Consider the following 24,162-nt stretch of genomic DNA (forward strand, 5'->3'; position numbering starts at 1 on the left):
ATTAAACAGAAGGAAGTTTATTCATACTCTCGGGTAACTTGCCTACGTTGGTTTGCGTTGCATCAACTTGGTTTATATCGATAAAGTCAAGTTGCCCATTTGCTATGATCTGCTTACCATTACTCAGTTTTAATGGTGTACTTCCTTGATTCTGCAAAGTTGTGGTGATTATTGACTCTTTTTATCGGTTATCTATGAGCAATATTTGTAAAAACACAGCAAACATTACTTATCCTCACTCTATAAAACAAGACAAATTATGATTTACGAGATCAAGTTTTGTTTTTTAATTTTTGCGCATGTAACACGTTAAGATATTTACGTAGGTTTAAACTAAGCCAATATAGGGTTAGCGTGTTCTAAAATGTTACATGCCCTAAAAATTACCACGGTTATTCTTTTAACCACTGTGCAACTTGTTTTGTATAATAACTCACTATTAAATCAGCGCCTGCACGTTTGAAGCCGGTCAGTGTTTCAAATACCACTTTCTTTTCATCAAGGGCACCTGCTAATGCTGCAAATTTAATAGCGGCATACTCACCACCAACTTGGTAGGCAGCTAAAGGTAAGTTTGTTTTCTCTCTCAAGCTGCTAAGGACATCAAGATAGGGCGTGCCTGGTTTCACCATTAGAATATCAGCGCCTTCTTGTTCATCAAGAAGGGCTTCTTGAAGCGCTTGACGAATATTTGCGTAATCCATTTGATAGCCTTTGCGATCACCACTTAATTCACAATCAACAGCAGCTCTAAATGGACCATAGAAAGATGAAGCAAATTTAATGGCGTGAGCTAAAATGGCAACATGTTCAAACCCTGCATTGTCAAGGCCTGCTCGAATAGCTTTAACTTGACCATCCATCATCGCAGATGGGGCTAGCATATCGGCACCTGCTTTTGCTGCGCATACACTCTGCTTTACAAGGTTAGCAACAGTTTGGTCGTTACAAACTTGATTATCTTCAACAACGCCACAGTGTCCATGATCTGTATATTCACAAAAACAAATGTCGGGTATTACCATCATCTCGGGGCATGTTTGTTTGATTGTTTTAATCATACGTGCCAGTAAACCATCATCGTGCCATGTATCACTGCCAACACTGTCTTTATGATGCGATATGCCAAAAGGCATAACATACTGAATTCCTAATCTATGCAGTTCAGTAATCTCTTGGGCTAATGCATGTTCAGGAATGCGCTGTATACCAGGCATAGTGGATATTTCTAGACTTTCAGTTAACGACTCTTCGATAAAAATAGGATGGATAAGATCGCCAATATTAAAATCAAATTCGCGTACTAGCTGTCGCATTGCATCACTGTGGCGAAGCCTGCGCATGCGTCTTGATAAATTAGGTGTACTCATTGCTATCTGCCTTACTGAGCTGAGTATAACGAGATGTTTATAATATCATTTTTATCACTGTAAACGATATGCGTTAAATCAATATTAAAGGCGTGTTCATGGTAGTAACCTTTTTCTTTATTTGTAATAAATAAACTGTAAATACTAGGTTACCGGTGTAGAAGTCGCTAGTGGGGTTTGCTGTTCTTTATTGTTATCGCTGCCACCACACGCGACTAAACTCATGGATAAAACGGCTGATGCGACTAAACTCATGGATAAAACGGCTGATGCAACTAAACGTGCTATTTTATTCTTAATAGATCAAATGCTTGTGGAGCTGTTAGGCTCGTTATTTTAGTTAAGCAGCAGTGTCCTTCTTGTGCTAAGTGCTGCGTTACTCTGCGAGCTAACTCTATGTTAGTCAGCGGTGTTGCAAGGTTAAATGCTAAATCAAAATATTCGCCTTGTTTATTCAATATCACACAGTGTTGCTGTTGTTCAGCGGTTAAACTGTGTAGATAGTCATTTAAATCCCGTTGTTCATTAATAATTTCTAGCTCGTTGTCACTACATATCAAGTAAGGGAAGTAAGTATGCATGTATTTATTGTCCTGTATCAAATAGCGCGAGCAATATAATAATATAATTATAGTTCGTATTATACTAAGGACGAATATTATGAAACAAACTCGCCACCCTCAACAGGTATCAGATATCTTTTCAAGGAAATTAGTATGTTGTTCCACCGATACCTCTTTAGTTGATGCTGTACGGTTGATGCAGGTTCATAATATAAGTGCAATTTTTATAAAAAAACGGCAAGAAATCGTTGGTATTTGGACTGAAGCAGATTGCATTAAACTAGATTTTACTGACAGCAACCTTAAACATATTGAAATTCAAAGCGTAATGAGTAGCCCGGTATTGAAAATCTCCTGTCAGCAATTATTGTGTGATGCCGCGCTTATTTTTTATCAACACAGTGTTCGTCATTTATTAGTTGTGGATGATGATGAGCTACCATGCGGCGTTATTAGTATTAGTGATATTGTACGTAATCAAGGGCTTGATCACTATTTACAATTTAGACCAATCAAAGAGCAATATCATAAAGATGTGTTAGTGGTACCTAGTTATTTGACACTCAGTGAAGGCGTTGAAATGATGCGCGAGCGAACCGCCCAAGTTATTTTAGTGTATAACCAGCAGCAAGACGAACATGGCATTATCACCCAGCGAGATTTACTGCATTTGATCGTCGAACCCGATAGTAATGCGTCATGTTGGAGTTTTGCAAGTCGACCCTTGTATCGGGTAAGCTCAAAAAGCAGTTTATTCGATGCATATCGGTTAATGTCTACTAACAATGTACGCCATTTAGTGGTCACTGATGATTTGGAGATTAAAGGGGTGCTCGCCATTGAGCATCTTGTTAATGAAATAGAAAGCGCTTATTGCAGTGATCTTGAAAAAGTACTTGAACAACGTGATATGGATCTTCAGCATTCACAGCGTAATTTGTATCTCGCGAATAAAATAATCGATGCCTCGCTAGATGGTATTATGATCACCCAACAAAATGGTGTAATCATGCAGGTTAATCCTGCTTTTACCGCGCTTACCGGCTATCAAGAATATGAAGTGGTCGGCAAACACCCTAGAATTCTAAGCTCCGGAAAGCACGGTAAAAATTTCTACGTAAAAATGTGGCAATCAATTACCCAAACTGGTGTGTGGCAAGGGGAAATATGCAATCGTAAAAAAAATGGTGATTTGTATGTTGAATGGCTAACTATTATTGCTATCCGCGAGCCAAATGATGATGAGCTAGTGTATGCGGCGATTTTTAGCGATATCACTGAACGTAAAACTGCAGAAGACAAAATTGTTCAGTTAGCTTATTTTGATGAGCTAACAGGCTTACCTAATAGACGCTTATTTAATGACAGATTAACCATGGCATTAGCTGCTGCACATCGAAATAACGACATGTTAGCAGTGATGTTTATTGACCTAGATCGGTTTAAAGAAATCAATGATAGCTTAGGGCATAGTGCGGGGGATGAGTTATTAAAAATGGTGGCAATACGGCTGCAAAACGTATTGTGTGAAGGTGATACTTTAGCGCGATTAGGTGGCGACGAATTTGTGGTGCTATGCGAGATTGATGATATTAGCGCAGTGATTAGTTTAGCCGATCAAATTTTAAATAACTTAAACACTCCTTTTCAGCTCGAAGGGCTTGAGGTAGGCGCGACGGCATCAATCGGTGCTGCGGTCTATCCTGATGATGGTCTCGATAGTGAAACTTTACTAAAACACGCTGATATTGCCATGTATCGCTCTAAAGAAGTGGGTAGAAACTCATTTCAGTTATTTAAGCCATCGATGAATGCACGCTCTTTAGAGCGCTTTGCGATGATGAGCCGGTTTCAATATGCGCTCGAAAATGATGAGTTTGAACTGTATTTTCAGCCTAAACAGTGTTTAAGAAGTAAAGCTATCAAAGGTGTTGAAGCACTCTTACGTTGGCAAGATCCCGCGCTTGGCATAATATCGCCTGCACAGTTTATCCCATTGGCGGAAGAACTAGGTCTAATTGTAAAGCTGGATCTCTGGGTGCTCAATAACGCTGGCATGCAATTGGCGTTATGGCAACAACAAGGAATAACGGCTGGTCGGTTGGCAATTAATATCTCAGCTTGCCATCTTAGTCAGGGGAGTTTATCAAGTAGCGTTGAGAAAATGCTCCAGCGCTATAATTTATCGGGAAATTGTCTTGAAATAGAGTTAACAGAAAGTAGTTTTATTAGCTCATTTAGTCAGGCGAAAAGAGAATTGTGGCAACTTAAAAAAATGGGCGTACAGATTGCGCTAGATGATTTTGGTACCGGCTATTCGGCACTGAGTTACCTTACAAAATTACCCATAGATACACTAAAAATAGATGCCAGCTTTATTGCTAAAGTACCCGATGAATACGGTAATAGTGAGATTGTTGCCGCGATAGTGGCAATGGCGAATAGTCTTAATTTAAAAGTTATCGCTGAAGGGGTTGAAAAGCTTGCTCAGTATAGTTACTTATTGGAGCTAGGCTGCGATGTGATCCAAGGCTATTACTATTGCCGCCCGTTAACGCAGCGGCAATGGTTAGAGTTTTATCAGCTGCAAAATCAACCTACGGTGATATCGTAAGAGGTAAATTTACGAATGTTGATAACGCCAGTATCAAAGATCAAGTACTGGCCTTTAATACCGTTTAAAATACCACTCACAACTGGCTCTTTATCAAAATTAAAAGAGCTAATTTTAGTTGGGTAGGCGGTAACAGGGAACTCTAAATCAACCACTTCTTCATCAAGTTGTTCTATCGCAGTAGCACCAAAGAGCTCTGCAAGCTCATTTAGTTTATCGGCAATTTGTGGAATAAGTTCTGCCGCAGCAGCTTTTAAATCAAGGACATCGCTTTGTCCTTTGAGCATATTACGCCAATTGGTTTTATCGGCAATAAATTGTGCTAAGGCAACTTCAACTAATCCAGATTGTAAGCGCGTTTGTACTTTGAATATTGGCAGTGCTTGCGTTGCACCTTGGTCAATCCAGCGGGTTGGAATTTGTGTATGACGGGTGATCCCCACTTTCAGCCCTGACGTGTTCGCAAGATAGACATAATGTGGGATCATACAGTTTTCTTCGCCCCACTGTGGTTCACGGCAAGTACCTTGGTCAAAGTGACATGTTTCAGGTTTCATAATACACATATCGCAGCTAGCAAGCTTACGCATACATACAAAACAATGACCTTGCGAGTAACTTTTTTTGGTTTTTTTACCGCAGCTAGAACATACAATAGCGCCATTAAAAGTCAGTGTAAGCTGCTTGCCAATATAGGCATTAAGATCGACCAACTCATCACCCACAGGCAAATGATACTGAATCGGTTGTGTTAGCGATGATTTTAATTTTTTGATAGTGCCTTGCATCTTTACGCCCCTAAAGATGTGAAAAAGAGGATTCTATCAGTAATCCTTAAACATGTGGCAATTTTACTTAATTCGCTTGTTTATTTTCAGCTAACCACAACAAATAGTCATCCACAGCGATGGCTTTGGAGTAATAGTACCCTTGCCCGTAGTCTGCCTCCATGGCCTTTAAAAGTTGTTGTGTTGTTACATCTTCAACTCCCTCGGCAGTGACTTTTAAACCTAGGCTATGAGCCATTTCTATCGCAGCCTTAACAATTACTCTATTAGCACTGTGAGTAGGGAGACCTATAATAAATGATTTATCTATTTTTAAGGTTGAAAAGTTGTAGCTAACAAAACAATTTAGTGACGAATAGCCAGTACCAAAATCATCTAAAATCACTTCAATACCAAGGCGGGTTAATTGTTCAACTAAGTGAATCATTTGCTGTTGGTTTGCAATTAAAGCTGACTCAGTAAGTTCAAACTTAAGTTGTTTGGCAGGAACATTGTGTTTGAGTAAGGTGTTTTCAATTTTTTCAATTAAATTATGGATCATTAAGTTTTTAGCACTTAAATTAACGCTTACTTTATGCTTAAAAAAACCTGCGTGATTAAACTTAGCGATATCTTGGCAGGCTTGCTCTAGCACCCACAGTGTGAGTTTATTGATAAGACCAGTACGTTCGGCTAATAGGATTAAAGCCTCTATATTGATTTGCTCATAAGGTGCATTAGGCCAGCGCAATAAGGCTTCACTGCCAATCGTTTGGCCGGTGCGTAAATCTATTTGCGGCTGATGATAAATAGTTAACTGGTTCGTTTTTAAGGCATTTTGAAATGCAGCCGCTAAACTAATGTTCATAGTGACAGGTATTAATTTTGACTGATTATTTGGATAGCTTGTTTGTGGCGCTTCGGTTAGTGAAAAATAGCCATTTTGCAACCATGTATCAAAGCCACTTTCACCGTCGAGAATACAATATCCCATTGCGTAGCTTAATTGTAAATCAAACCCTTGCACCGGATGATGTTTAGGTAAGCTTTTACGAATTTTGGTTAACTTATCATGCAGTGATTGTGCACTTTGAGTTTTAATTGAAATGAATGCCAGCACACCGTTGCTCAAATCGGCTATCCGCGGACAGGTATCTAGATTGCTCTCTAAATTGATAAACTCACGCTCTTTACTCAGTTGCAGCTCAAGAGATTTAGCAATAGCAACAACAAGTTGACTACTTTGAGTTTGATTTAAAATATGACTGAGTGAATGAAAATCAGTAATTCTAATTAAGCATAAGCTTGCTCTGCGCTGCTTGAGTTGTAAACTCATATAGGCTTGTTTTAGCATGGCACTATTTAATAGTTTGGTTTGCTCTGTATGAGTGGCGTGATACAGCGCCTTTTCTCGTTGATAGCGCACTCTATCCGCAAGTGCCATAGCCATTAATACCACCTCACATAGTATTGCAACTAAAAATGCGTGGCGTATAGCAAAGCTATAAGGTAATACGCCAGTTAATTCAAGCGGTTGAATGGCTGCACCAATAATAAGAGGTATCCATGAAACAACATAGAACTTAGCCCATCGAAAGCCACTACGTAATTTTCTGTAAATCATAATAATACAGACGATGTACAACAATACCAACACAGCAAAAAATATCGGTGCAGCAATATTTTCAGCTATGAAAAAACAACTTATACCTAGACAAAACATTAAAAGCATTAAATATATACTGAGTTTATAACGCCAGCATTGCTCTTTATGGTAACGCAAAAACATAGTGCAGAATGCTAAGGTAAATAAAGCAATTGCATAGTTGCTAACAACAATATATTTTTGAAAAAATAGCTGCCAACTTAGTGGCCAAAGATAAAAACCAAAACCAAGTACACCCCCCATTAAAATGATGGCACTAATAATGTAACCAATATAGATTAAGTACACGCGATCTTTAATACCAAAAAACAGCACTAAGTTATAAAGTGCCGCCATAATAAGTACACCCACAAATATTCCCCAAATAGCGGTTTGTGAGCGGGTTAAATCTTGAAACTCTGCTTCGCCATATAAATTGACAGGGGTTTTACTTATGCCGGTTGTATCAACTTTCAGTAGTAGCTTTTGTTTACTCTGCGCAGTAATTGTTAGCCGAATATGCGGCACGCTGTATTGAAAAAGAGAGAGTTCAGATTCCAAATCACCAAGTCGAGTGGTCGTTATAATATTATTGTGACTATCTAGGTGATAAACAGTTAAATGATCAACCATTGGATTATCAAAATGAGCGACAATTTTTTCATTTTGTTGGCTACGATTATCTAGATCTACTAGTAACCAGTAATTACGTGGCGTGAAGTTCCAATCGATATGCTCAAAAGGTTTTGCTGTAAAGCTATTTAGGTTGTCTAAAATCTGCTGAGTATGCAGATTTTTTGTATCATCAATGAGATAACTTTGGGATAAATATATGGGAGTTGTTTTGTCGATTGTATATCTAGTGGGCGTGACTAAATGACTTGCGAAATTAGCAATTACATAGAACAAGAAAAGTAGTATTAAAACGGCAATAAAGCGATAGCGAAGATGGTTATTTTTCAATTGTCAGCGTTCTTTTTTTAGTCCTTGAAATTAGTGTAGCACTAAAAAGCGCAGATAAACTGCGCTTTTATTAAATAGTAACTGGTTATACCAATGCGCTATTTTTCCCGAGCGATAGCGCGATAAGCAATATCTGTACGGTATTCCATACCTTGCCAGCTAATTTCATCAACTAGTTGGTAGGCACGTTGCTGCGCTTCGGTCACTGTGTTACCTAGTGCCGTTGCACATAATACTCGGCCACCGGCAGTCACTACGTTATCGCCGTCTTGCTTAGTACCCGCATGGAAGACTTTTTCGCCTTCTGGGTAGGTTACTTTTAGACCACTGATTGCATCACCTTTTGGGTAGTTATCAGGGTAGCCTTGAGCTGCAAGTACCACACCCACTGCTGCGCGTGAGTCAAACTCAATCGTCGTTTTATCAAGTTCAACACGATTAGCTGCTTCAATCAGTTCAACTAAGTCAGACTGTAAACGAAGCATCATAGGTTGTGTTTCAGGATCACCAAAACGACAGTTGTATTCGATTACTTTAGGGGTCCCAGAGTCATCGATCATCAAACCAGCATAGAGGAAGCCAGTGTAAGGATGGCCTTCGCTTGCCATACCTTCTACTGTTGGGTAGATCACTTCGTTCATAATACGCAGGTGGATTTCATCAGTTACCACCGGCGCTGGTGAGTATGCACCCATACCGCCAGTGTTCGGACCTTGATCGCCATTATAAGCGCGTTTGTGATCTTGGCTGGTAGCAAAAGGTAATACGTTTTTACCATCAACCATCACGATAAATGAGGCTTCTTCACCTTCTAAGAACTCTTCGATTACCACGCGGCTGCCAGCGTCACCAAAAGCGTTACCGGCTAGCATATCGCGAATAGCATCTTCAGCCTCAACTTCGGTCATGGCAACAATGACGCCTTTACCTGCGGCAAGACCATCAGCTTTGATTACAATCGGCGCGCCTTTTTCTTTTAAATAAGCAAGCGCAGGGTCGATTTGTTCAAACGTTTGATAATCCGCAGTTGGGATAGCATGACGAGCTAAAAAGTCTTTAGTGAATGACTTAGAGCCTTCTAGTTGCGCAGCGCCTGCTGTTGGGCCAAAGATAGCTAAACCGTGCTCACGGAATTTATCTACCACGCCAAGTACTAATGGTACTTCAGGTCCAACAATGGTTAGCTCAACATTATTGTTTTGTGCAAAGCTAAGTAGGCCATCGAGATCTTCAACGTTAATGGCAACATTCTCAAGCTTGGGTTCAAGCGCTGTACCGGCATTACCTGGTGCAACATAAACAGTGTTTACTTTTGTATTTTGAGCGGCTTTGAACGCAAGTGCGTGTTCGCGGCCGCCGCTGCCAATGACTAATACATTCATGGCGAATATCCTATTTAAAGCGGTTTTTTAAATTTCAGCGTCATGCGGTCGCTTTCACCAATTGCTTTATATTTAGCGGCATCTTGCTCGCCAAGTCTAAGGCTTGGTGGAAGGGTCCATACCCCTTTAGGGTGATCGGCTGTATCAAGAGAGTTTGCATTTATGTCACTGCTTGCTGCCAGTTCAAAGCCTGCTTGTTTAGCAAGTTCGATTACCACGCTTTGTTTCATATAACCTGATGACTTTTGCATTTCATCAGCTTGCGCTTCAGGTAGGCGATGTTCAACCACACCTAAAGTACCACCTGGTTTAAGTGCTTTGTAAAAAGACTTAAAGGCATTAGCTGCGGCATCTTTATCTTTGCTCATATACCAATTATGTACGTTGCGGAAGGTTAACACCATGTCTGCGCTGCTCGCCGGGGCAATGTCTAAATGTGTTGAAGGGGCGAATTCAGTCAGCTTTACTTTATTGAATCGCTCATCTTCAGCAATTTTCTTTTTAAAGCCAGCTAGAGCTCGTTGGTAATAACCCACCGATGAGTCAGCAGGGAAATGCGCGGCATAATAAGTGCCTTGCTCTTTCAGTGCTGGCGCTAAAATTTCACTGTACCAGCCGCCGCCAGGCGCAATCTCAACAACAGTCATAGTTGGTTTAAAACCAAAAAACTCTAATGTTTCGACAGGGTGGCGGTATTGATCGCGATCACTGCTGCGCTCGCTTGATTTAACTGCATTATTTAATGCTGAATCATGGCCATGCTCATGGCTAATAGCCATAGTTGATGTCATCGCAAGGGTGGCAACAAGTAGAGATTTTAGTGCAAATTTCATCGTCTGTTCCTTCACATTATATTTTTAGAATAGGTTATAGAATAAGCAGAATACGTGAATTTGGTGCAAACAAAAAGAGCTAACTGATGCAGTTAGCTCTTTGTGTGATTAATGGCGGAAGTGACGCATGCCAGTAAACACCATTGCCATACCAGCTTCGTCAGCGGCAGCGATAACTTCTTCATCGCGCATTGAACCACCTGGTTGGATCACAGCTGTAATACCAGCCTCTGCAGCTGCATCAATACCATCACGGAATGGGAAGAACGCATCAGATGCCATTACTGAACCTTTAACTTCAAGGTTTTCATCAGCGGCTTTAATTCCGGCAATTTTAGCTGAGTAAACGCGGCTCATTTGGCCTGCACCTACACCAATGGTCATACCGTCACGGGCATAAACAATGGCGTTTGATTTAACAAATTTAGCCACTTTCCAGCAGAATAATAAGTCTTTAAGTTCTTGCTCAGTAGGCTGGCGCTTAGACACAACCGTTAAGTCGCCTTGCGTTACCATACCCAAATCACGGTCTTGGATGAGTACACCGCCATTAACGCGTTTGATGTCATGACCTGTCGCTTTGCCTGACCATTGGCCACACTCTAGTAAGCGTACATTTTGCTTAGCCGAAATAATTTGTGCCGCAGCTTCTGATACTTTAGGCGCAATGATCACTTCAACGAATTGACGAGACACAATCGCTTCAGCGGTATCAGCATCAAGCTCTTGGTTAAAGGCAATGATGCCACCAAATGCTGACGTAGGATCGGTTTTGAATGCGCGATCATAGGCTTCAAGGATGTTGTCACCGATTGAAACGCCACAAGGGTTAGCATGTTTAACAATAACACAGGCTGGTACATCAAATTCTTTCACACATTCAAGAGCTGCATCTGTATCAGCAATATTATTGAAAGAAAGTGCTTTACCTTGCAGTTGTATGGCAGTTGCAACAGACGCTTCTTGAACGTCGTTTTCAACATAAAAAGCCGCATCTTGGTGTGAATTTTCACCGTAGCGCATGTCTTGTTTTTTAGTAAACTGCATATTGATAGTGCGTGGGAATTTAGTTTCCTCAGCTGCTTCATCAGTGTAATCAGCAACCATCTTACCGAAGTAGTTAGCAATCATGCCATCGTACTGCGCGGTGTGCTCGTAAGCTGCAATGGCAAGATCAAAACGTGTTTTGTATGTAGTTGAACCATTGTTGCTTTGCATTTCGCTGATCACGCGGTCGTAATCTTTGGCGTTTACTACAATAGTCACGTCTTTGTGGTTTTTGGCCGCAGCACGCACCATCGTTGGGCCGCCGATATCAATGTTCTCAATGGCATCTTCAAGGCTGCAGTTTTCTTGAGCGACTGTATTCGCAAAGGGGTATAAGTTAACTACAACGATATCGATAGCTGAGATGTTATGAGCGTCCATTACATCTTCATCTTGACCACGACGCGCTAAAATGCCGCCATGAATTTTTGGGTGAAGAGTTTTTACGCGACCATCCATGATCTCAGGGTGACCTGTGTGGTCAGATACTTCAGTGACTTTAATGCCGTTATCGGCAAGTAATTTACAAGTACCGCCAGTTGATAAGATGTCTACGCCTTGTGATTCAAGAGCGCGAGCAAATTCAACAATACCGGTTTTATCTGACACACTTAGTAGTGCGCGACGAATTGGACGATGTGTATCCATTGTAGTTTGATTACCTCAGTGTTTGAGCTAGCTTAGAAAGGCGCTATTTTAACTGAATATCGCTTAAAAAACGATATTTATACACAAGTCATTTGGGTATACAGAGTGAGGATTTTGCAATTAGACGCTTTTTTGAGGATTTTTAAAGATATAAAAAAAGCACCCGAGGGTGCTTTTTCAAACGAATGTTGTGATAAATCACAACACGGTATTAGTTCATGCCGTATTTCTTTAGTTTCTTACGTAAAGTACCGCGGTTGATACCTAGTAAGATTGCCGCACGTGTTTGGTTGCCACGTGTGTAAGTCATTACTTCTTCAAGTAATGGTGCTTCTAGCTCTGAAAGAACAAGGTCGTAAACGTCTTGCACATCTTGACCGTTAAGCTGTTTTAAATAGTGATGAACAGCTTTCTTCACTGCATCGCGTAATGGCTGCGGTTTCTCGTGTGACTGAACATGAGGGTTAGTGATAAATGGAGAAGTCACGTTTTGTTCGAACATTGTTTATATCTCTTTCTTTCTTAGTTAGCTGCTAGTGTTTTAAAGTATTGCTCTAATGTCTCGATTTGTGCCTGTGGATTATCGAGAGCATTAAATACTCGCCTAAACTGACCGTCACTGTCATGGGTTTGCAAATACCAAGATACATGTTTGCGAGCGATGCGCGCTCCCATTGGTTCGCCGTAAAACGCATGAAGGTTCACTAAGTGTTCCATCAAAATACCACGTACTTCCGTAATTGGAGGCACAGGTAAATGTTCACCGGTTCGCAAATAGTGGTCTATCTCCCTAAATATCCAAGGGCGACCTTGGGCGGCTCGACCAATCATAATGGCATCTGCACCCGTATAGTCCAAAACCTGTTTTGCTTTTTCAGGAGATGTAATATCACCATTAGCAACCACAGGTATCGACACTGAACGTTTTATATCCCTAATTGTGGCGTATTCAGCTTCACCTTTGTACATACATGCGCGTGTACGCCCATGTACGGCCAATGAAGCTATGCCATAACGTTCAGCTATTCTCGCAATCTCAACACCGTTACGGTTATCCTGATCCCATCCTGTGCGGATTTTCAGTGTTACAGGTACATCAACAGCGCTAACCACCGCATCTATAATCTCTTCCACTAAACCAGGAAACTGCAAAAGGGCGGAGCCTGCGAGTTTCTTGTTCACTTTCTTAGCTGGGCACCCCATATTAATATCTATGATCTGTGCACCATTACTTACATTGAATTGTGCAGCCTGCGCCATAAGCTCAGGATCAGCTCCTGCGATTTGCACCGCGCGTATTCCCGATTCACCACTATGATCCATACGGTTCATTGATTTCTCGGTTTTCCATACCAAAGGATTTGACGATAGCATTTCAGACACAGCTAGCCCCGCACCTAAGCGGCGACAAAGTTGTCTAAATGGTCTATCAGTAATTCCCGCCATTGGCGCCACAATTACATTGTTCTCTAATTGATATGTTCCGATACGCACTGTATTCAATAGGCCTCTTTTCAAGGGGCGCTAAGTTTACGGTTTTTTTGTCAAAAATCAAAGGCTATAAATTGAACAAAAGTGACTTTTTTTTGACTTTTGCATATTGACATTTGATAACAGTTTGACGAACGGCTTTATTTGTGTGAATTTTATACAGAACTAATTTGTGATAAGAAATCATTCTGTTTTTTTGCGTGTAAATAATAGGTAAAGCCTGTTAATTACAGGCTTTACCTGAAGGTTTTACGTTAATACTCTAAATTGCCGATCCCAGTAAGTTAAGCTTTTTTTATGCCACTTACCCGTGTCCATTCACCTTCAACAGCGATATCATCAAGCGCTAAAAAAGGGGCATAAACATCTGCTACCGACTGCGCTTGTTCTTCTAAAATTCCCGACATAGCAATTTTACCACCTGGTTTTAACAAGCCTAAAATCACGCTGTGTAATTCACGCAGTGGCGCAGCTAAAATATTGGCCACCACGATATCGGCGCTAAACTCAGGCTGATTTTCTGGCAGGTATACTTCGAGTTTATCTGCAACGCCGTTACGCTGTGCGTTATCTAAGCTTGCTTCAAGGGCTTGAGGATCGATATCGATGCCGATCATGCGCTCAGCGCCAAGTTTGATAGCTGCAATGCCTAGAATTCCAGAGCCACAACCAAAGTCGACCACAGTTTTACCGGTCAAATCTTGGCTTTCTAGCCATTTTAAGCACAAAGCGGTGGTGGCATGGGTGCCAGTGCCAAAAGCAAGGCCAGGGTCAAGCAGTACATTGACGGCATCAGGATCGGGAATATCACGCCAGCTTGGGCAGATCCATAGTTTTTCACCAAACTGAATTGGGTGGAAGTTATCCATCCATTCACGTTCCCAGTCTTTGTCTTCAAGTTGCTCTATTTTGTACACTAAGGTGTCTTTTAACTCATCGTGGCGCTGTAATAGAGCTATCACCGCATTCATATCGTGGTTAGCTTCGAATAAACCAATTACAGTCGTGTCAGCCCAAAACACCACAGTGCCGATTTTTGGTTCGTAAATAGGGGTGTCTTTAGCATCAATAAAGGTAACAGACGCACTGCCTGCTGCCATTAATAGATCACTTACTGCATCTGCGGTTGCAGCATTAGCATTGATACGGATTTGGATCCAAGCCATAATTATTTCCTGTAAATAGAAAAAAGGCCGCTACAGCGGCCTTTTAAATTTAAATCTGTATTTGCTAATTACTTAGCATCTAAGAAGCTTTTCAATAAGTCAGAGCGTGAAGGGTGGCGTAATTTACGTAGTGCCTTCGCTTCGATTTGACGAATACGCTCACGCGTTACGTCAAACTGTTTACCTACTTCTTCTAAGGTATGGTCGGTATTCATATCGATACCAAAACGCATACGCAATACTTTTGCTTCTCGGGCTGTTAGGCCTGCAAGCACATCGTTGGTAGCACCGCGAAGAGATTCCATTGTTGCCGAGTCGATTGGCGAATCAATAGTAGTGTCTTCGATAAAGTCGCCTAAGTGCGAATCTTCATCATCACCGATTGGCGTTTCCATAGAAATTGGCTCTTTAGCAATCTTAAGTACCTTACGGATTTTATCCTCAGGCATCATCATGCGTTCTGCTAATTCTTCTGGATTTGGCTCACGACCCATTTCTTGCAGCATTTGACGAGAAATACGATTAAGTTTATTAATCGTTTCAATCATATGCACCGGAATACGGATTGTACGCGCTTGGTCGGCGATAGAGCGGGTGATTGCTTGACGGATCCACCACGTAGCATAAGTTGAGAACTTATAACCACGGCGATATTCAAACTTATCAACAGCTTTCATCAAGCCAATGTTACCTTCTTGGATTAAGTCCAAGAATTGTAAACCACGGTTGGTATATTTTTTCGCAATTGAGATCACAAGACGTAAGTTAGCTTCAACCATTTCTTTTTTCGCACGGCGCGCTTTCGCTTCACCGATACTCATACGACGGTTGATGTCTTTAATACGCTCAATGCTTAAACCTGTGCTTTCTTCAATAACACGTAGTTTGTTGATACAACGAATGATCTCTGGTTTGATTTCTTCTAATTTTGCAGAATATTTTTCATTTGCAGCAATTTCAAGATCAATCCACGCAGTGTCTGTTTCGTTGTTAGCAAAATGCTTAACAAAGGTTTTCTTTGGTAATTTTGCAATTTGTACAGCTTGCTTCATGACGATACGTTCTTGAACACGAACTCTATCCATCATTTCGCGCATGTTATTAACCATGCGATCAAACTGTTTTGGCACTAATTTAAAGGTTCTAAACAGCTCACCAATTTCAAAAATCGCAGCCTGCGATTCTGGATGTGAACGGCCTTTACTTTCAAATGTATCGCGCGCTTTATTATAAAGATCACGAAGATTTTCAAAGTGAACACGAGCCTCTTCAGGATCTGGGCCAGTATCTACTTCTTCTTCGTCTTCATCATCGCTATCAGTATCATCGTCATCTTCATCATCAAGCTCTTTTTCGCTTAATTCAGAACCGATATGGGTAGCAGAGATTGGCGCAGCATCTTCATTAGGATCGAAGAAACCAGAGATAATGTCGCTTAAGCGCATTTCTTCTGCTTCAAACTTATCCCATTGCTCAAGTAGGTATGTAATTGCTTCAGGGTATTCTGCAACCGAGATTTGTACTTGGTTGATCCCTTCTTCAATACGCTTAGCGATAACAATTTCGCCTTCACGGGTAAGCAATTCAACAGTACCCATTTCACGCATGTACATACGAACCGGATCCGTTGTACGGCCGATTTCTTTATCTACAGTAGCAAGCGCAGCGGCTGCAGCTTCCGCTGCGTCTTCATCTGTTGTTGTTTCTTGCATCATCAATTCATCGGCATCAGGCGCGTTTTCGCTAACCTTGATACCCATATCATTGATCATACTAATGATATCTTCTACTTGATCTGAATCGATAATATCTTGTGGAAGGTGATCATTAACTTCTGCAAAAGTTAAGTAACCTTGCTCTTTACCTTTTTGAATCAGAAGTTTTAATTGTGACTGAGGAGTTGGATCCATAGAGATTGTTTCTTCCACTCTGATAAGTTGATACAACAGGCGCCAGCTTGCTTATTTATTAAGCCAAGCTAAGTATTATTTGACGCAGTGAATAGCACAGTATAACAGCATAATTCATTTTTGACTAGCTGTTAGTGTCTTTTCGACCCTTTTAACGCTTGAGTAAGGGCTAAACATTCTAGTCTTTCTTCACTCGTAAGTCCTTGGGTCTTGTCTTTTATTAATAAGGTCTCGAGTCGATAATTTAAACACTGATCTTCAATAAATCTGAAAGTATTTTTAAATTCGTCCTCTAAACGGTCGTCATTGATCTCATGACGCCAGGTAGCGAGCTTAATGAGCGCCTCGTACTCGGGTGTTTCTCTAAATGATTCAATTAATTGCGCTGTAGTAATGTCATTTTTTTGTAAAGCGCAATGTTGCAACTTAATAAGCAAGGCGATACCAGCAATATTCATTTGTGCTAAATCAGCTAAATAGGGCACTGTATTAGCTAACTTAGGATGCTGAATTAGTAACCCAATTGCGCGACGCATTGGCGTAATTTTAAATTTTCGCTCAATCGCATGCTGCTGTTTAGGTGTTTTTAAGCGATTGTTTAACTGCTCTTTAGTGCGGCCTATTAATCGACCTAAGTGCTCTAATAAGTTTTCTTGATAAAACTGACTAGGGATTTTTTCAATCAACGGAAGCACAGCACTAAGAAGCTTAGCTTTACCTGCATCGGTAGTTAAATCAATCTCTTGGCTGAGTTTATTAAACAGCACTTTAGTAAAATCATCGGCTTGAGATAAACGTAGTTCAAACGCTTCTTTGCCTTCTTTTTGTACTAATGAATCGGGATCTTCACCGTCTGGTAAAAATACAAACAGTAGCGCTTTGCCATCATTTAAATAGGGCAGGGCATTTTCGAGTGCACGCCAAGCGGCATCTCGGCCAGCGCGGTCACCATCATAACAACAAATTACCCGGTCAGTGGTTCTAAACAATGTATGCATGTGTTCAGCGGTGGTGGCAGTACCAAGCGCAGCTACCGCATATTCAATACCTTGCTCGCTCAGTGCTACAACATCCATATAGCCTTCAACTATGAGTACATGGTCGAGCTTTTTATGCGCTTGTTTTGCTTCATATAATCCATATAGTTCAAAGCCTTTATGGAAGATGCGGGTTTCTGGCGAGTTTAAATATTTAGGCCCTTGATCCGCTTGCATCACACGGCCACCAAAGGCAATAACACGACCACGTTTATCGCGAATAGGGAACATTAAGCGATCACGAAAGAAGTCAAATTGGCGGCCTGGGGTTTTCTCTGAGGCCAGCTTTAGCTCAACTAATTGCTCTTTTTGTTCTTTATTGCGGCCAAGTTGTTGGCAAAGGCCTTCCCATTCACTGGGGGCATAACCAATCATGAACTTTTTAACTGTTTCGCCACTTAGGCCTCGGCCTTTTACATAGTCTATTACGGTTGCTGAATTAGCATGATGTTTTAACTGGTGTTGATAAAAACGCGCACTATGGAGCATTAAATCGTAATCTGAGCGTTTTTGTTCTGCTGTACGCTCTGGGCCATTACTGGTGCCTTGCTCGCGGGGAACATCGAGATTTAGGATGCTTGCAAGTTCTTCAATGGCATCAACAAATTCAAGCTTGTCGTACTCCATAACAAATGAAATAGCGTTGCCGTTCGCACCACAACCAAAGCAATGATAAAACTGTTTGTCTTGAGATACGGTAAATGATGGGGATTTTTCGTTATGAAAAGGGCAACAGGCTTGGTAATCTTTGCCCGCTTTTTTTAAGCCAACTTTGGAGTCAATTAGCTCAACAATATCGGTTCTGGCAAGTAAATCATCTATAAAATTACGTGGGATCTTTCCAGCCATTAGTAAAGTGTAGTCCTGAGATAAATAGAAAATAAGGTGAACGAAATATCAGATAATTTAGTTCTACAATTTAGATTTGAACACAAATGCTATTTTTATTAAAGCGAAAAACGAAGAAACCGAGCACATGGCTCGGTTTGCTTAAATCATACATCTGTATGTGGGAGTATTAGGCAGTTAATCGTTGCTTAATTAAACCAGAGATCTTACCTAAATCGGCGCGACCTTCAGCTTTGCTTTTGATTATACCCATTACTTTACCCATGTCTTGCATACCTGCTGCGTTAGTATCAGCAATAGCCGCATCAATAAGAGCTATGATTTCTTCTTCACTCAATTGTTGAGGTAAGAATTCTTCAAGAGCTGTAATCTCATTGGCTTCAATTTCGGCTAAATCTTCACGGCCAGCATCAGTATACTGAGTGTAAGAATCACGGCGTTGTTTAACAAGCTTCACTAATACTGCGGTAATACCGTCATCATCAAGTGTTATTTGCTCGTCAATTTCACGCTGCTTGATTGCAGCAAGCACCATACGAATTGGGTTAAGACGAGATTTGTCTTTCGCTCGCATCGCATCTTTTTGCGCATCTTTTAGCTTTATTAAAAGGCTCATTTATACAAGACCAATACTGATCAATATAATTTAACGCGACGTGCGTTATCGCGAGAAAGCTTCTTCATGTGACGCTTAACCGCTGCAGCTTTTTTACGCTTACGCTCAGCTGTTGGCTTTTCATAGTGCTCGCGACGACGAACTTCTGAAAGGATACCTGCTTTTTCACATGAACGCTTGAAGCGACGAAGTGCTACGTCAAACGGTTCGTTCTCTCTTACTTTAATTACTGGCATTAAAAATTCACCTACCTAAATAATGAGCGTTGCTCAAGTTGATCAAACAATGATCAAGTGGTTCAAAAATGGTGCAGTATTGTAATCCGAAGCCGCACCACATGTAAAGGATAAATATTGTCTGCTCCAAGTGGAAACAAAAAATATTTCTATGTTACTAATTTTACTGTAGTTCATAGAGGCGACAAAATACTTGTCCCGCCGCTTTTTCTTTTAATAACAGCCAATTGCTAGGTGTTTGCAACGCACTCATTTCACTTTCTACTTCAACATAAATGAGGGCATTTTTACTTAGCCAGTCATTTTCAGTAAGTAAGTCACAGCATTTTTGGGCTAAACCTTGGCGAAAAGGTGGATCAATAAACACTAAGTTAAACTGTTGTTGCTGAGTATTGTTACTCAAATAAAGCAAACTGTCGGTGCAAATTACTTCAGCATTAGTGAGTTTTAACGTGTCAATATTAGTTTGTAATTGGTTGGCGGCGAGTTTATCCATCTCTAAAAAGCGTGCACTGAGAGCAAAACGAGAGAGTGCTTCAAAACCTAATCCACCGGAACCTGCAAAACAATCGAGTACTTTAGTATCGCGAGTATCTTGCATTAACCAGTTAAATACCGTTTCTTTGATACGATCTGTGGTTGGACGAAGACCTTGCACATCTTTTACTGGTAATTTACGGCCACGAAATTGCCCGCTGATGATCCTAATAACGCCATCGCTGGCTTTATTACTCACTTGTTTTTGTGGTGATTTATTTCTCATTTAGCTCACTAAAAAATGGTATCTAGAATCCAGCTCAGATAATATTGCAATCATATAGTAGCGTGTCATTTTTCAACTGCGCTAAAAGTGTTACTATGAGCATCTTAGACAATATGTTGTGGTTATTAGCGGCTTTGTTTTAAAGCAATGCAGCGAATACACAAAGTATTACCGTTAGTTTATCAGATTTTTATAAGTGGTTATTAGCAAGTATGGCAAAAAAAAATAAATTCCTGTCTTGGTTTGGTTTTGGTAAGTCAGATAAAAACCAACAAGTAGAGCAGACCGCCCAAGAGGCCGATAACCAACAAGCGGAAGTTGAGCGCTTAGAACAACAGCGCATTGCTGCAGAACAAGCTGAAGCTGAGCGTTTAGAGCAACAACGAATTGCTGCAGAAGAGGCGGAAGCTGAACGTTTAGAGCAACAGCGCATTGTTGCAGAGCAAGCTGAAGCAGAGCGCTTAGAACAACAGCGCATTGTTGCAGAGCAAGCTGAAGCAGAGCGCTTAGAACAACAGCGCATTGCTGCAGAGCAAGCTGAAACTGAGCGTTTAGAGCAACAACGCATTGTTGCAGAGCAAGCTGAAGCTGAGCGCGCAGAGCAACAGCGCATTGCTGCAGAGCAAGCGGAAGCTGAACGTTTAGAGCAACAACGTATTGCTGCCGAGCAAGCTGAAGCTGAGCGCTTAGAACAACAGCGTATTGCTGTAGAGCAAGCTGAGGCACGTGATGCTGAACGCCAAGCCATCACAGATGCTGAATTAGCAGCAACAGAACAAGCAGAACAACAACGCCGCGATGAAGCCGCTCGTTTAGTGCAGCAAGAAGAAGCAATGCGTTTAGAGCAAGAACGTATCGCAGCAGAGCAAGCCGAAGCTGAGCGTTTAGAGCAAGAGCGTATTGTTACTGAGCAAGCGGAAGCTGAGCGTTTAGAGCAAGAGCGTATTGTTACTGAGCAAGCGGAAGCTGAACGTGTAGAACAAGTGCGCATTGCCGCAGAACAGGCTGAAGCTGAGCGTTTAGAGCAAGAGCGTATTGTTACTGAGCAAGCGGAAGCTGAACGTGTAGAACAAGTGCGTATCGCAGCAGAGCAAGCCGAAGCTGAGCGTTTAGAGCAAGAGCGTATCGCAGCAGAGCAAGCCGAAGCTGAGCGTTTAGAGCAAGAGCGTATCGCAGCAGAGCAAGCCGAAGCTGAGCGTTTAGAGCAAGAGCTTATTGCCGCAGAGCAAGCCGAAGTTGAACGTGTAGAGCAAGAGCGTATTGCTGCCGAGCAAGCTGAAGCTGAACGTGTAGAACAAGTGCGTATCGCAGCAGAGCAAGCTGAAGCTGAGCGTATAGAGCAGCAACGTATTGTTGCAGAGCAGGCCGAAGCTGAGCATATTGCTGCCGAGCAGGCCGAAGCTGAACGTGTAGAGCAAGAGCGTATTGCTGCCGAAGAGGCGGAAGCTGAGCGTTTAGAGCAAGAGCGATTAACAGCCGAGCTTGCCAGCGAGGAAGCAAAAACAGCTGAAAAACCTAAGAAAGAAGGGTTCTTTGCTCGTCTTAAAAAAGGCTTATTAAAAACCAAAGTAAACTTAGGTTCTGGCTTTGCATCGATTTTCACTGGTAAGAAAATTGATGATGAATTATTTGAAGATCTTGAAACTCAGCTATTAACAGCCGACTTAGGTGTTGATACCACCATGAAGCTGATCGATCGTTTGACTGATGCGGCTAACCGCAAACAGTTAAAAGATGGTGATGCATTATATGAGCTAATGAAGCAAGAAATGGCGGCGATGCTTAAAACGGCAGAACAGCCATTAGAAATTCCTGCTGATAAAAAACCATTTGTTATTTTAATGGTGGGTGTTAATGGAGTTGGTAAAACAACGACCATTGGTAAACTTGCTAAGCAATTTCAGGATCAAGGTAAATCAGTCATGTTAGCTGCAGGTGATACTTTCCGTGCAGCTGCGGTTGAGCAATTACAAGTATGGGGTGAGCGTAATAAAATCCCAGTAATTGCACAGCACACCGGTGCAGATAGTGCCTCAGTGATATTTGATGCATTTCAAGCTGCCAAAGCGCGTAACGTTGATGTGTTAATTGCAGATACAGCTGGTCGCTTGCAAAATAAAGACAACTTGATGCAAGAGCTTGAAAAAATAGCCCGAGTGATGAAGAAAATTGATCCCGATGCACCGCATGAAGTGATGCTAACCATCGATGCAGGCACAGGGCAAAATGCAATTAGCCAAGTGAACTTATTTAATCAGTGTGTTGGCCTTACCGGTATTACATTGTCTAAGTTAGATGGTACAGCCAAAGGTGGGGTTATTTTTGCCGTCGCCGATAAATTTAATATTCCGATCCGCTATATTGGTGTTGGTGAAGGCATTGATGATTTACGTGCATTTAATAGTAATGACTTCATTGATGCGCTATTTAGCCAAGATGAGGACGAAGTTTAAATTTCAAAGGGGAGCTTGCTCCCTTTTCAGCTGTGGATGATTGATAACTAAAATGATAAATTTTCAGCAAGTCAGCAAAACATATCCCGGTGGTCACCGAGCACTGGAAAAAGTTAATTTTCATGTTAAACCGGGTGAATTGGCTTTTTTAACTGGTCACAGTGGTGCTGGTAAAAGTACCTTACTTAAACTCATTAGTTTAATGGAACGCCCGTCGGCGGGTCATGTTTTTATTAATGGCGTTGATTTAAATGCAGTAAAATCGCGGCAAATTCCTTATGTCCGCCGTGATATTGGTATCATATTTCAAAACCACCGTTTATTAGAGCGCCACACTATTTTTGATAATGTTGCCTTGCCGCTAATTATCGAAGGTACGCATCATAAGCAAATTGAAAAGCGTGTGCATGGCGCACTTGATAAAGTTGGCTTGCTAGATAAAGTAAAATGCCACCCTTCAACACTCTCTGGTGGTGAACAACAGCGAGTTGGGATTGCCCGGGCAATTGTAAACTCTCCGCCATTATTACTTGCAGATGAACCAACAGGTAACCTAGATCCTGAGCTTTCCATGGATATCTTGCGTTTGTTTGAAGAATTTAATAATCATGGCACTACAGTCTTAATTGCCACCCATGATTTAGGGCTGATCTCGCGAATGAAATACCGTAGCTTAACCTTAAAAGATGGTCGCATGAGTGAAGATCCATTGGCAGAGGCAACACTATGAGTTTGTTATTCAAAGGCCGAAAAAGCCAAAATGAACGAGTAAAAAAATCAGTTTTTGCAGCCGGATATTTCTTTGTGCTGAATATATTTCGCCAAGGTGTATATAGCCTAGGCGAAATGTGGCGCACACCGATGGCGTCAATGATGACCATTGCGGTGTTGGGTTTAAGTTTAACCTTACCAGCGACCTTGTATTTAGTGGTTAAAAATGTGCAGCAGGTCAGCAGTGGCTTTGAAGAAGCTGCAGAGATTTCATTATTTGTAAAAGAATCTATGAGTGAACAAGAAACACAAACGCTTGTTAAACGCTTAGCACTCTACCCTGAAATTGATAATGTCACTTTTATTTCTAAACAAAATGCGCTCATTGAATTTAAAGAAGTATCAGGGTTTGGCCAAGCACTTGAATATTTAGATAGCAATCCTCTGCCAGATGTTGTTATCGTCACGCCGACTTCTCGCCATCGTCAACCAAACGCCGCGCAAGCATTATTAAAAAAGCTTGAAGCAGAGCGTGAAGTCGATTTTGGTAAATTAGATATTGCCTGGCTTGAACGTTTAAATGCATTATTAAGCCTGTTAAAAGAAAGCGTGATCACCATCGCGTTGTTATTACTGACTTCGGTAACTTTGATCATAGGCAACACTATTCGCTTATCAATTATGGATAAGAAAGAAGAGATCCAAGTGATGAAGCTAGTCGGTGCAACCAATACCTTTATTCATGCGCCATTTTTATGGACCGGCATTTGGTATGGCATTGTTGGTGGTTTGTTTGCTTTTATATGTGTGGCCCTCATGATGTGGTGGCTTGGATCTGCAGTCACCCAAGTCGCTGGAGTGTATCAAACTAACTTTAATTTAATCGGCTTAAGCTTAGGCGAGTTTGGTGCGTTAGTGCTGCTTGCAACCAGCTTAGGGTTTGTTGGCTCCTACTTATCTGTTAATCGATATATAAAAGAAATCGAACCCGATAAAGTGTAACAATTATTTTTTATAATCATTAATTAAGTTGGTTGTGGTGAATTGCTTTATCATAACCAACTCACCGCAAAGCTAGAATTCATCGCTTATTCAGGC

Annotated in this window: 20 protein-coding genes; 4 read left to right on the forward strand and 16 right to left on the reverse strand. The window is 41.3% G+C overall.

Features of this window, described 5'->3' with window-relative positions:
- Nucleotide 1: 1 nt before the first annotated feature.
- From PVK79_RS04225 to PVK79_RS04235, 3 genes are all read right to left on the reverse strand, one after another.
- Complete coding sequence (locus PVK79_RS04225; RefSeq protein WP_182758363.1) at nt 2-157, reverse strand: hypothetical protein; 156 nt, start codon at nt 155-157, stop codon at nt 2-4.
- Between the two features lie 235 nt (nt 158-392).
- Nucleotides 393-1,370 carry a porphobilinogen synthase gene (hemB, locus tag PVK79_RS04230; RefSeq protein ID WP_182759620.1) on the reverse strand — a complete coding sequence of 326 codons (978 nt, stop codon included), beginning with the start codon at nt 1,368-1,370 and terminating at the stop codon, nt 393-395.
- A gap of 284 nt (nt 1,371-1,654) precedes the next feature.
- Nucleotides 1,655-1,951: a DUF4144 domain-containing protein gene (locus tag PVK79_RS04235; RefSeq protein WP_257325366.1), complete on the reverse strand. Its 297-nt coding sequence runs from the start codon at nt 1,949-1,951 to the stop codon at nt 1,655-1,657.
- 79 nt (nt 1,952-2,030) lie between these two features.
- Here PVK79_RS04235 and PVK79_RS04240 point away from each other — a divergent pair, with 79 nt between their 5' ends.
- A complete protein-coding gene (locus tag PVK79_RS04240; protein ID WP_257325367.1) occupies nt 2,031-4,547 on the forward strand; it encodes an EAL domain-containing protein in 2,517 nt (838 codons plus the stop codon).
- Here PVK79_RS04240 and PVK79_RS04245 read toward each other — a convergent pair.
- The 13 genes from PVK79_RS04245 to rsmD form a co-directional block, all read right to left on the reverse strand.
- On the reverse strand, nt 4,526-5,335 hold the full coding sequence (locus tag PVK79_RS04245) for a DUF2797 domain-containing protein (protein WP_145234783.1): 810 nt from the start codon (nt 5,333-5,335) through the stop codon (nt 4,526-4,528). The two genes, PVK79_RS04240 and PVK79_RS04245, sit on opposite strands and share 22 nt — an antisense overlap.
- Before the next feature lie 67 nt (nt 5,336-5,402).
- Nucleotides 5,403-7,922, reverse strand: a complete 2,520-nt coding sequence (locus PVK79_RS04250) for an EAL domain-containing protein (protein ID WP_145234785.1) — start codon at nt 7,920-7,922, stop codon at nt 5,403-5,405.
- 98 nt (nt 7,923-8,020) lie between these two features.
- Nucleotides 8,021-9,304: a phosphoribosylamine--glycine ligase gene (gene purD / locus PVK79_RS04255; RefSeq protein WP_182734541.1), complete on the reverse strand. Its 1,284-nt coding sequence runs from the start codon at nt 9,302-9,304 to the stop codon at nt 8,021-8,023.
- Between the two features lie 14 nt (nt 9,305-9,318).
- Nucleotides 9,319-10,137 (reverse strand): class I SAM-dependent methyltransferase, encoded by an 819-nt coding sequence (locus PVK79_RS04260; protein WP_145234789.1) that lies wholly within the window; start codon nt 10,135-10,137, stop codon nt 9,319-9,321.
- A gap of 108 nt (nt 10,138-10,245) precedes the next feature.
- Entirely contained in the window at nt 10,246-11,832 is a 1,587-nt protein-coding gene (purH, locus tag PVK79_RS04265) for a bifunctional phosphoribosylaminoimidazolecarboxamide formyltransferase/IMP cyclohydrolase (protein ID WP_182717208.1), read from the reverse strand.
- Between the two features lie 211 nt (nt 11,833-12,043).
- The gene (gene fis, locus PVK79_RS04270; protein ID WP_002957804.1) at nt 12,044-12,334 is read right to left on the reverse strand and encodes a DNA-binding transcriptional regulator Fis; all 291 of its coding nucleotides are present in this window, start codon (nt 12,332-12,334) and stop codon (nt 12,044-12,046) included.
- A 20-nt stretch (nt 12,335-12,354) separates the two neighbouring features.
- Nucleotides 12,355-13,326, reverse strand: coding sequence for a tRNA dihydrouridine synthase DusB (dusB, locus tag PVK79_RS04275; RefSeq protein ID WP_182731350.1), 972 nt, complete (start codon nt 13,324-13,326; stop codon nt 12,355-12,357).
- Nucleotides 13,327-13,607: 281 nt separating this feature from the next.
- Nucleotides 13,608-14,489: a 50S ribosomal protein L11 methyltransferase gene (prmA, locus tag PVK79_RS04280; protein ID WP_257325368.1), complete on the reverse strand. Its 882-nt coding sequence runs from the start codon at nt 14,487-14,489 to the stop codon at nt 13,608-13,610.
- Nucleotides 14,490-14,557: 68 nt separating this feature from the next.
- Nucleotides 14,558-16,399 (reverse strand): RNA polymerase sigma factor RpoD, encoded by a 1,842-nt coding sequence (rpoD, locus tag PVK79_RS04285; protein ID WP_257325369.1) that lies wholly within the window; start codon nt 16,397-16,399, stop codon nt 14,558-14,560.
- Between the two features lie 131 nt (nt 16,400-16,530).
- A complete protein-coding gene (dnaG, locus tag PVK79_RS04290) occupies nt 16,531-18,285 on the reverse strand; it encodes a DNA primase (protein WP_257325370.1) in 1,755 nt (584 codons plus the stop codon).
- Between the two features lie 169 nt (nt 18,286-18,454).
- Nucleotides 18,455-18,901 carry a GatB/YqeY domain-containing protein gene (locus PVK79_RS04295; RefSeq protein WP_145234803.1) on the reverse strand — a complete coding sequence of 149 codons (447 nt, stop codon included), beginning with the start codon at nt 18,899-18,901 and terminating at the stop codon, nt 18,455-18,457.
- A 20-nt stretch (nt 18,902-18,921) separates the two neighbouring features.
- Nucleotides 18,922-19,137 carry a 30S ribosomal protein S21 gene (rpsU, locus tag PVK79_RS04300; RefSeq protein WP_002957797.1) on the reverse strand — a complete coding sequence of 72 codons (216 nt, stop codon included), beginning with the start codon at nt 19,135-19,137 and terminating at the stop codon, nt 18,922-18,924.
- Nucleotides 19,138-19,300: 163 nt separating this feature from the next.
- Entirely contained in the window at nt 19,301-19,900 is a 600-nt protein-coding gene (gene rsmD, locus PVK79_RS04305; RefSeq protein WP_145234805.1) for a 16S rRNA (guanine(966)-N(2))-methyltransferase RsmD, read from the reverse strand.
- 212 nt (nt 19,901-20,112) lie between these two features.
- On the opposite strand from rsmD, the gene ftsY reads away from it, so the two are divergent.
- From ftsY to ftsX, 3 genes are read left to right on the forward strand one after another with little or no spacing between them, the layout of a single operon-like run.
- Nucleotides 20,113-22,353 carry a signal recognition particle-docking protein FtsY gene (gene ftsY, locus PVK79_RS04310; RefSeq protein ID WP_257325371.1) on the forward strand — a complete coding sequence of 747 codons (2,241 nt, stop codon included), beginning with the start codon at nt 20,113-20,115 and terminating at the stop codon, nt 22,351-22,353.
- A 52-nt stretch (nt 22,354-22,405) separates the two neighbouring features.
- The gene (gene ftsE, locus PVK79_RS04315; protein WP_182717204.1) at nt 22,406-23,083 is read left to right on the forward strand and encodes a cell division ATP-binding protein FtsE; all 678 of its coding nucleotides are present in this window, start codon (nt 22,406-22,408) and stop codon (nt 23,081-23,083) included.
- Entirely contained in the window at nt 23,080-24,066 is a 987-nt protein-coding gene (gene ftsX / locus PVK79_RS04320; protein ID WP_145234809.1) for a permease-like cell division protein FtsX, read from the forward strand. The genes ftsE and ftsX overlap by 4 nt, the downstream gene beginning before the upstream one ends.
- Nucleotides 24,067-24,162 lie beyond the last annotated feature (96 nt).

The sequence above is a fragment of the Pseudoalteromonas rhizosphaerae genome (genome assembly GCF_028885455.1).
In the GTDB taxonomy this organism is placed as follows: domain Bacteria; phylum Pseudomonadota; class Gammaproteobacteria; order Enterobacterales; family Alteromonadaceae; genus Pseudoalteromonas; species Pseudoalteromonas rhizosphaerae.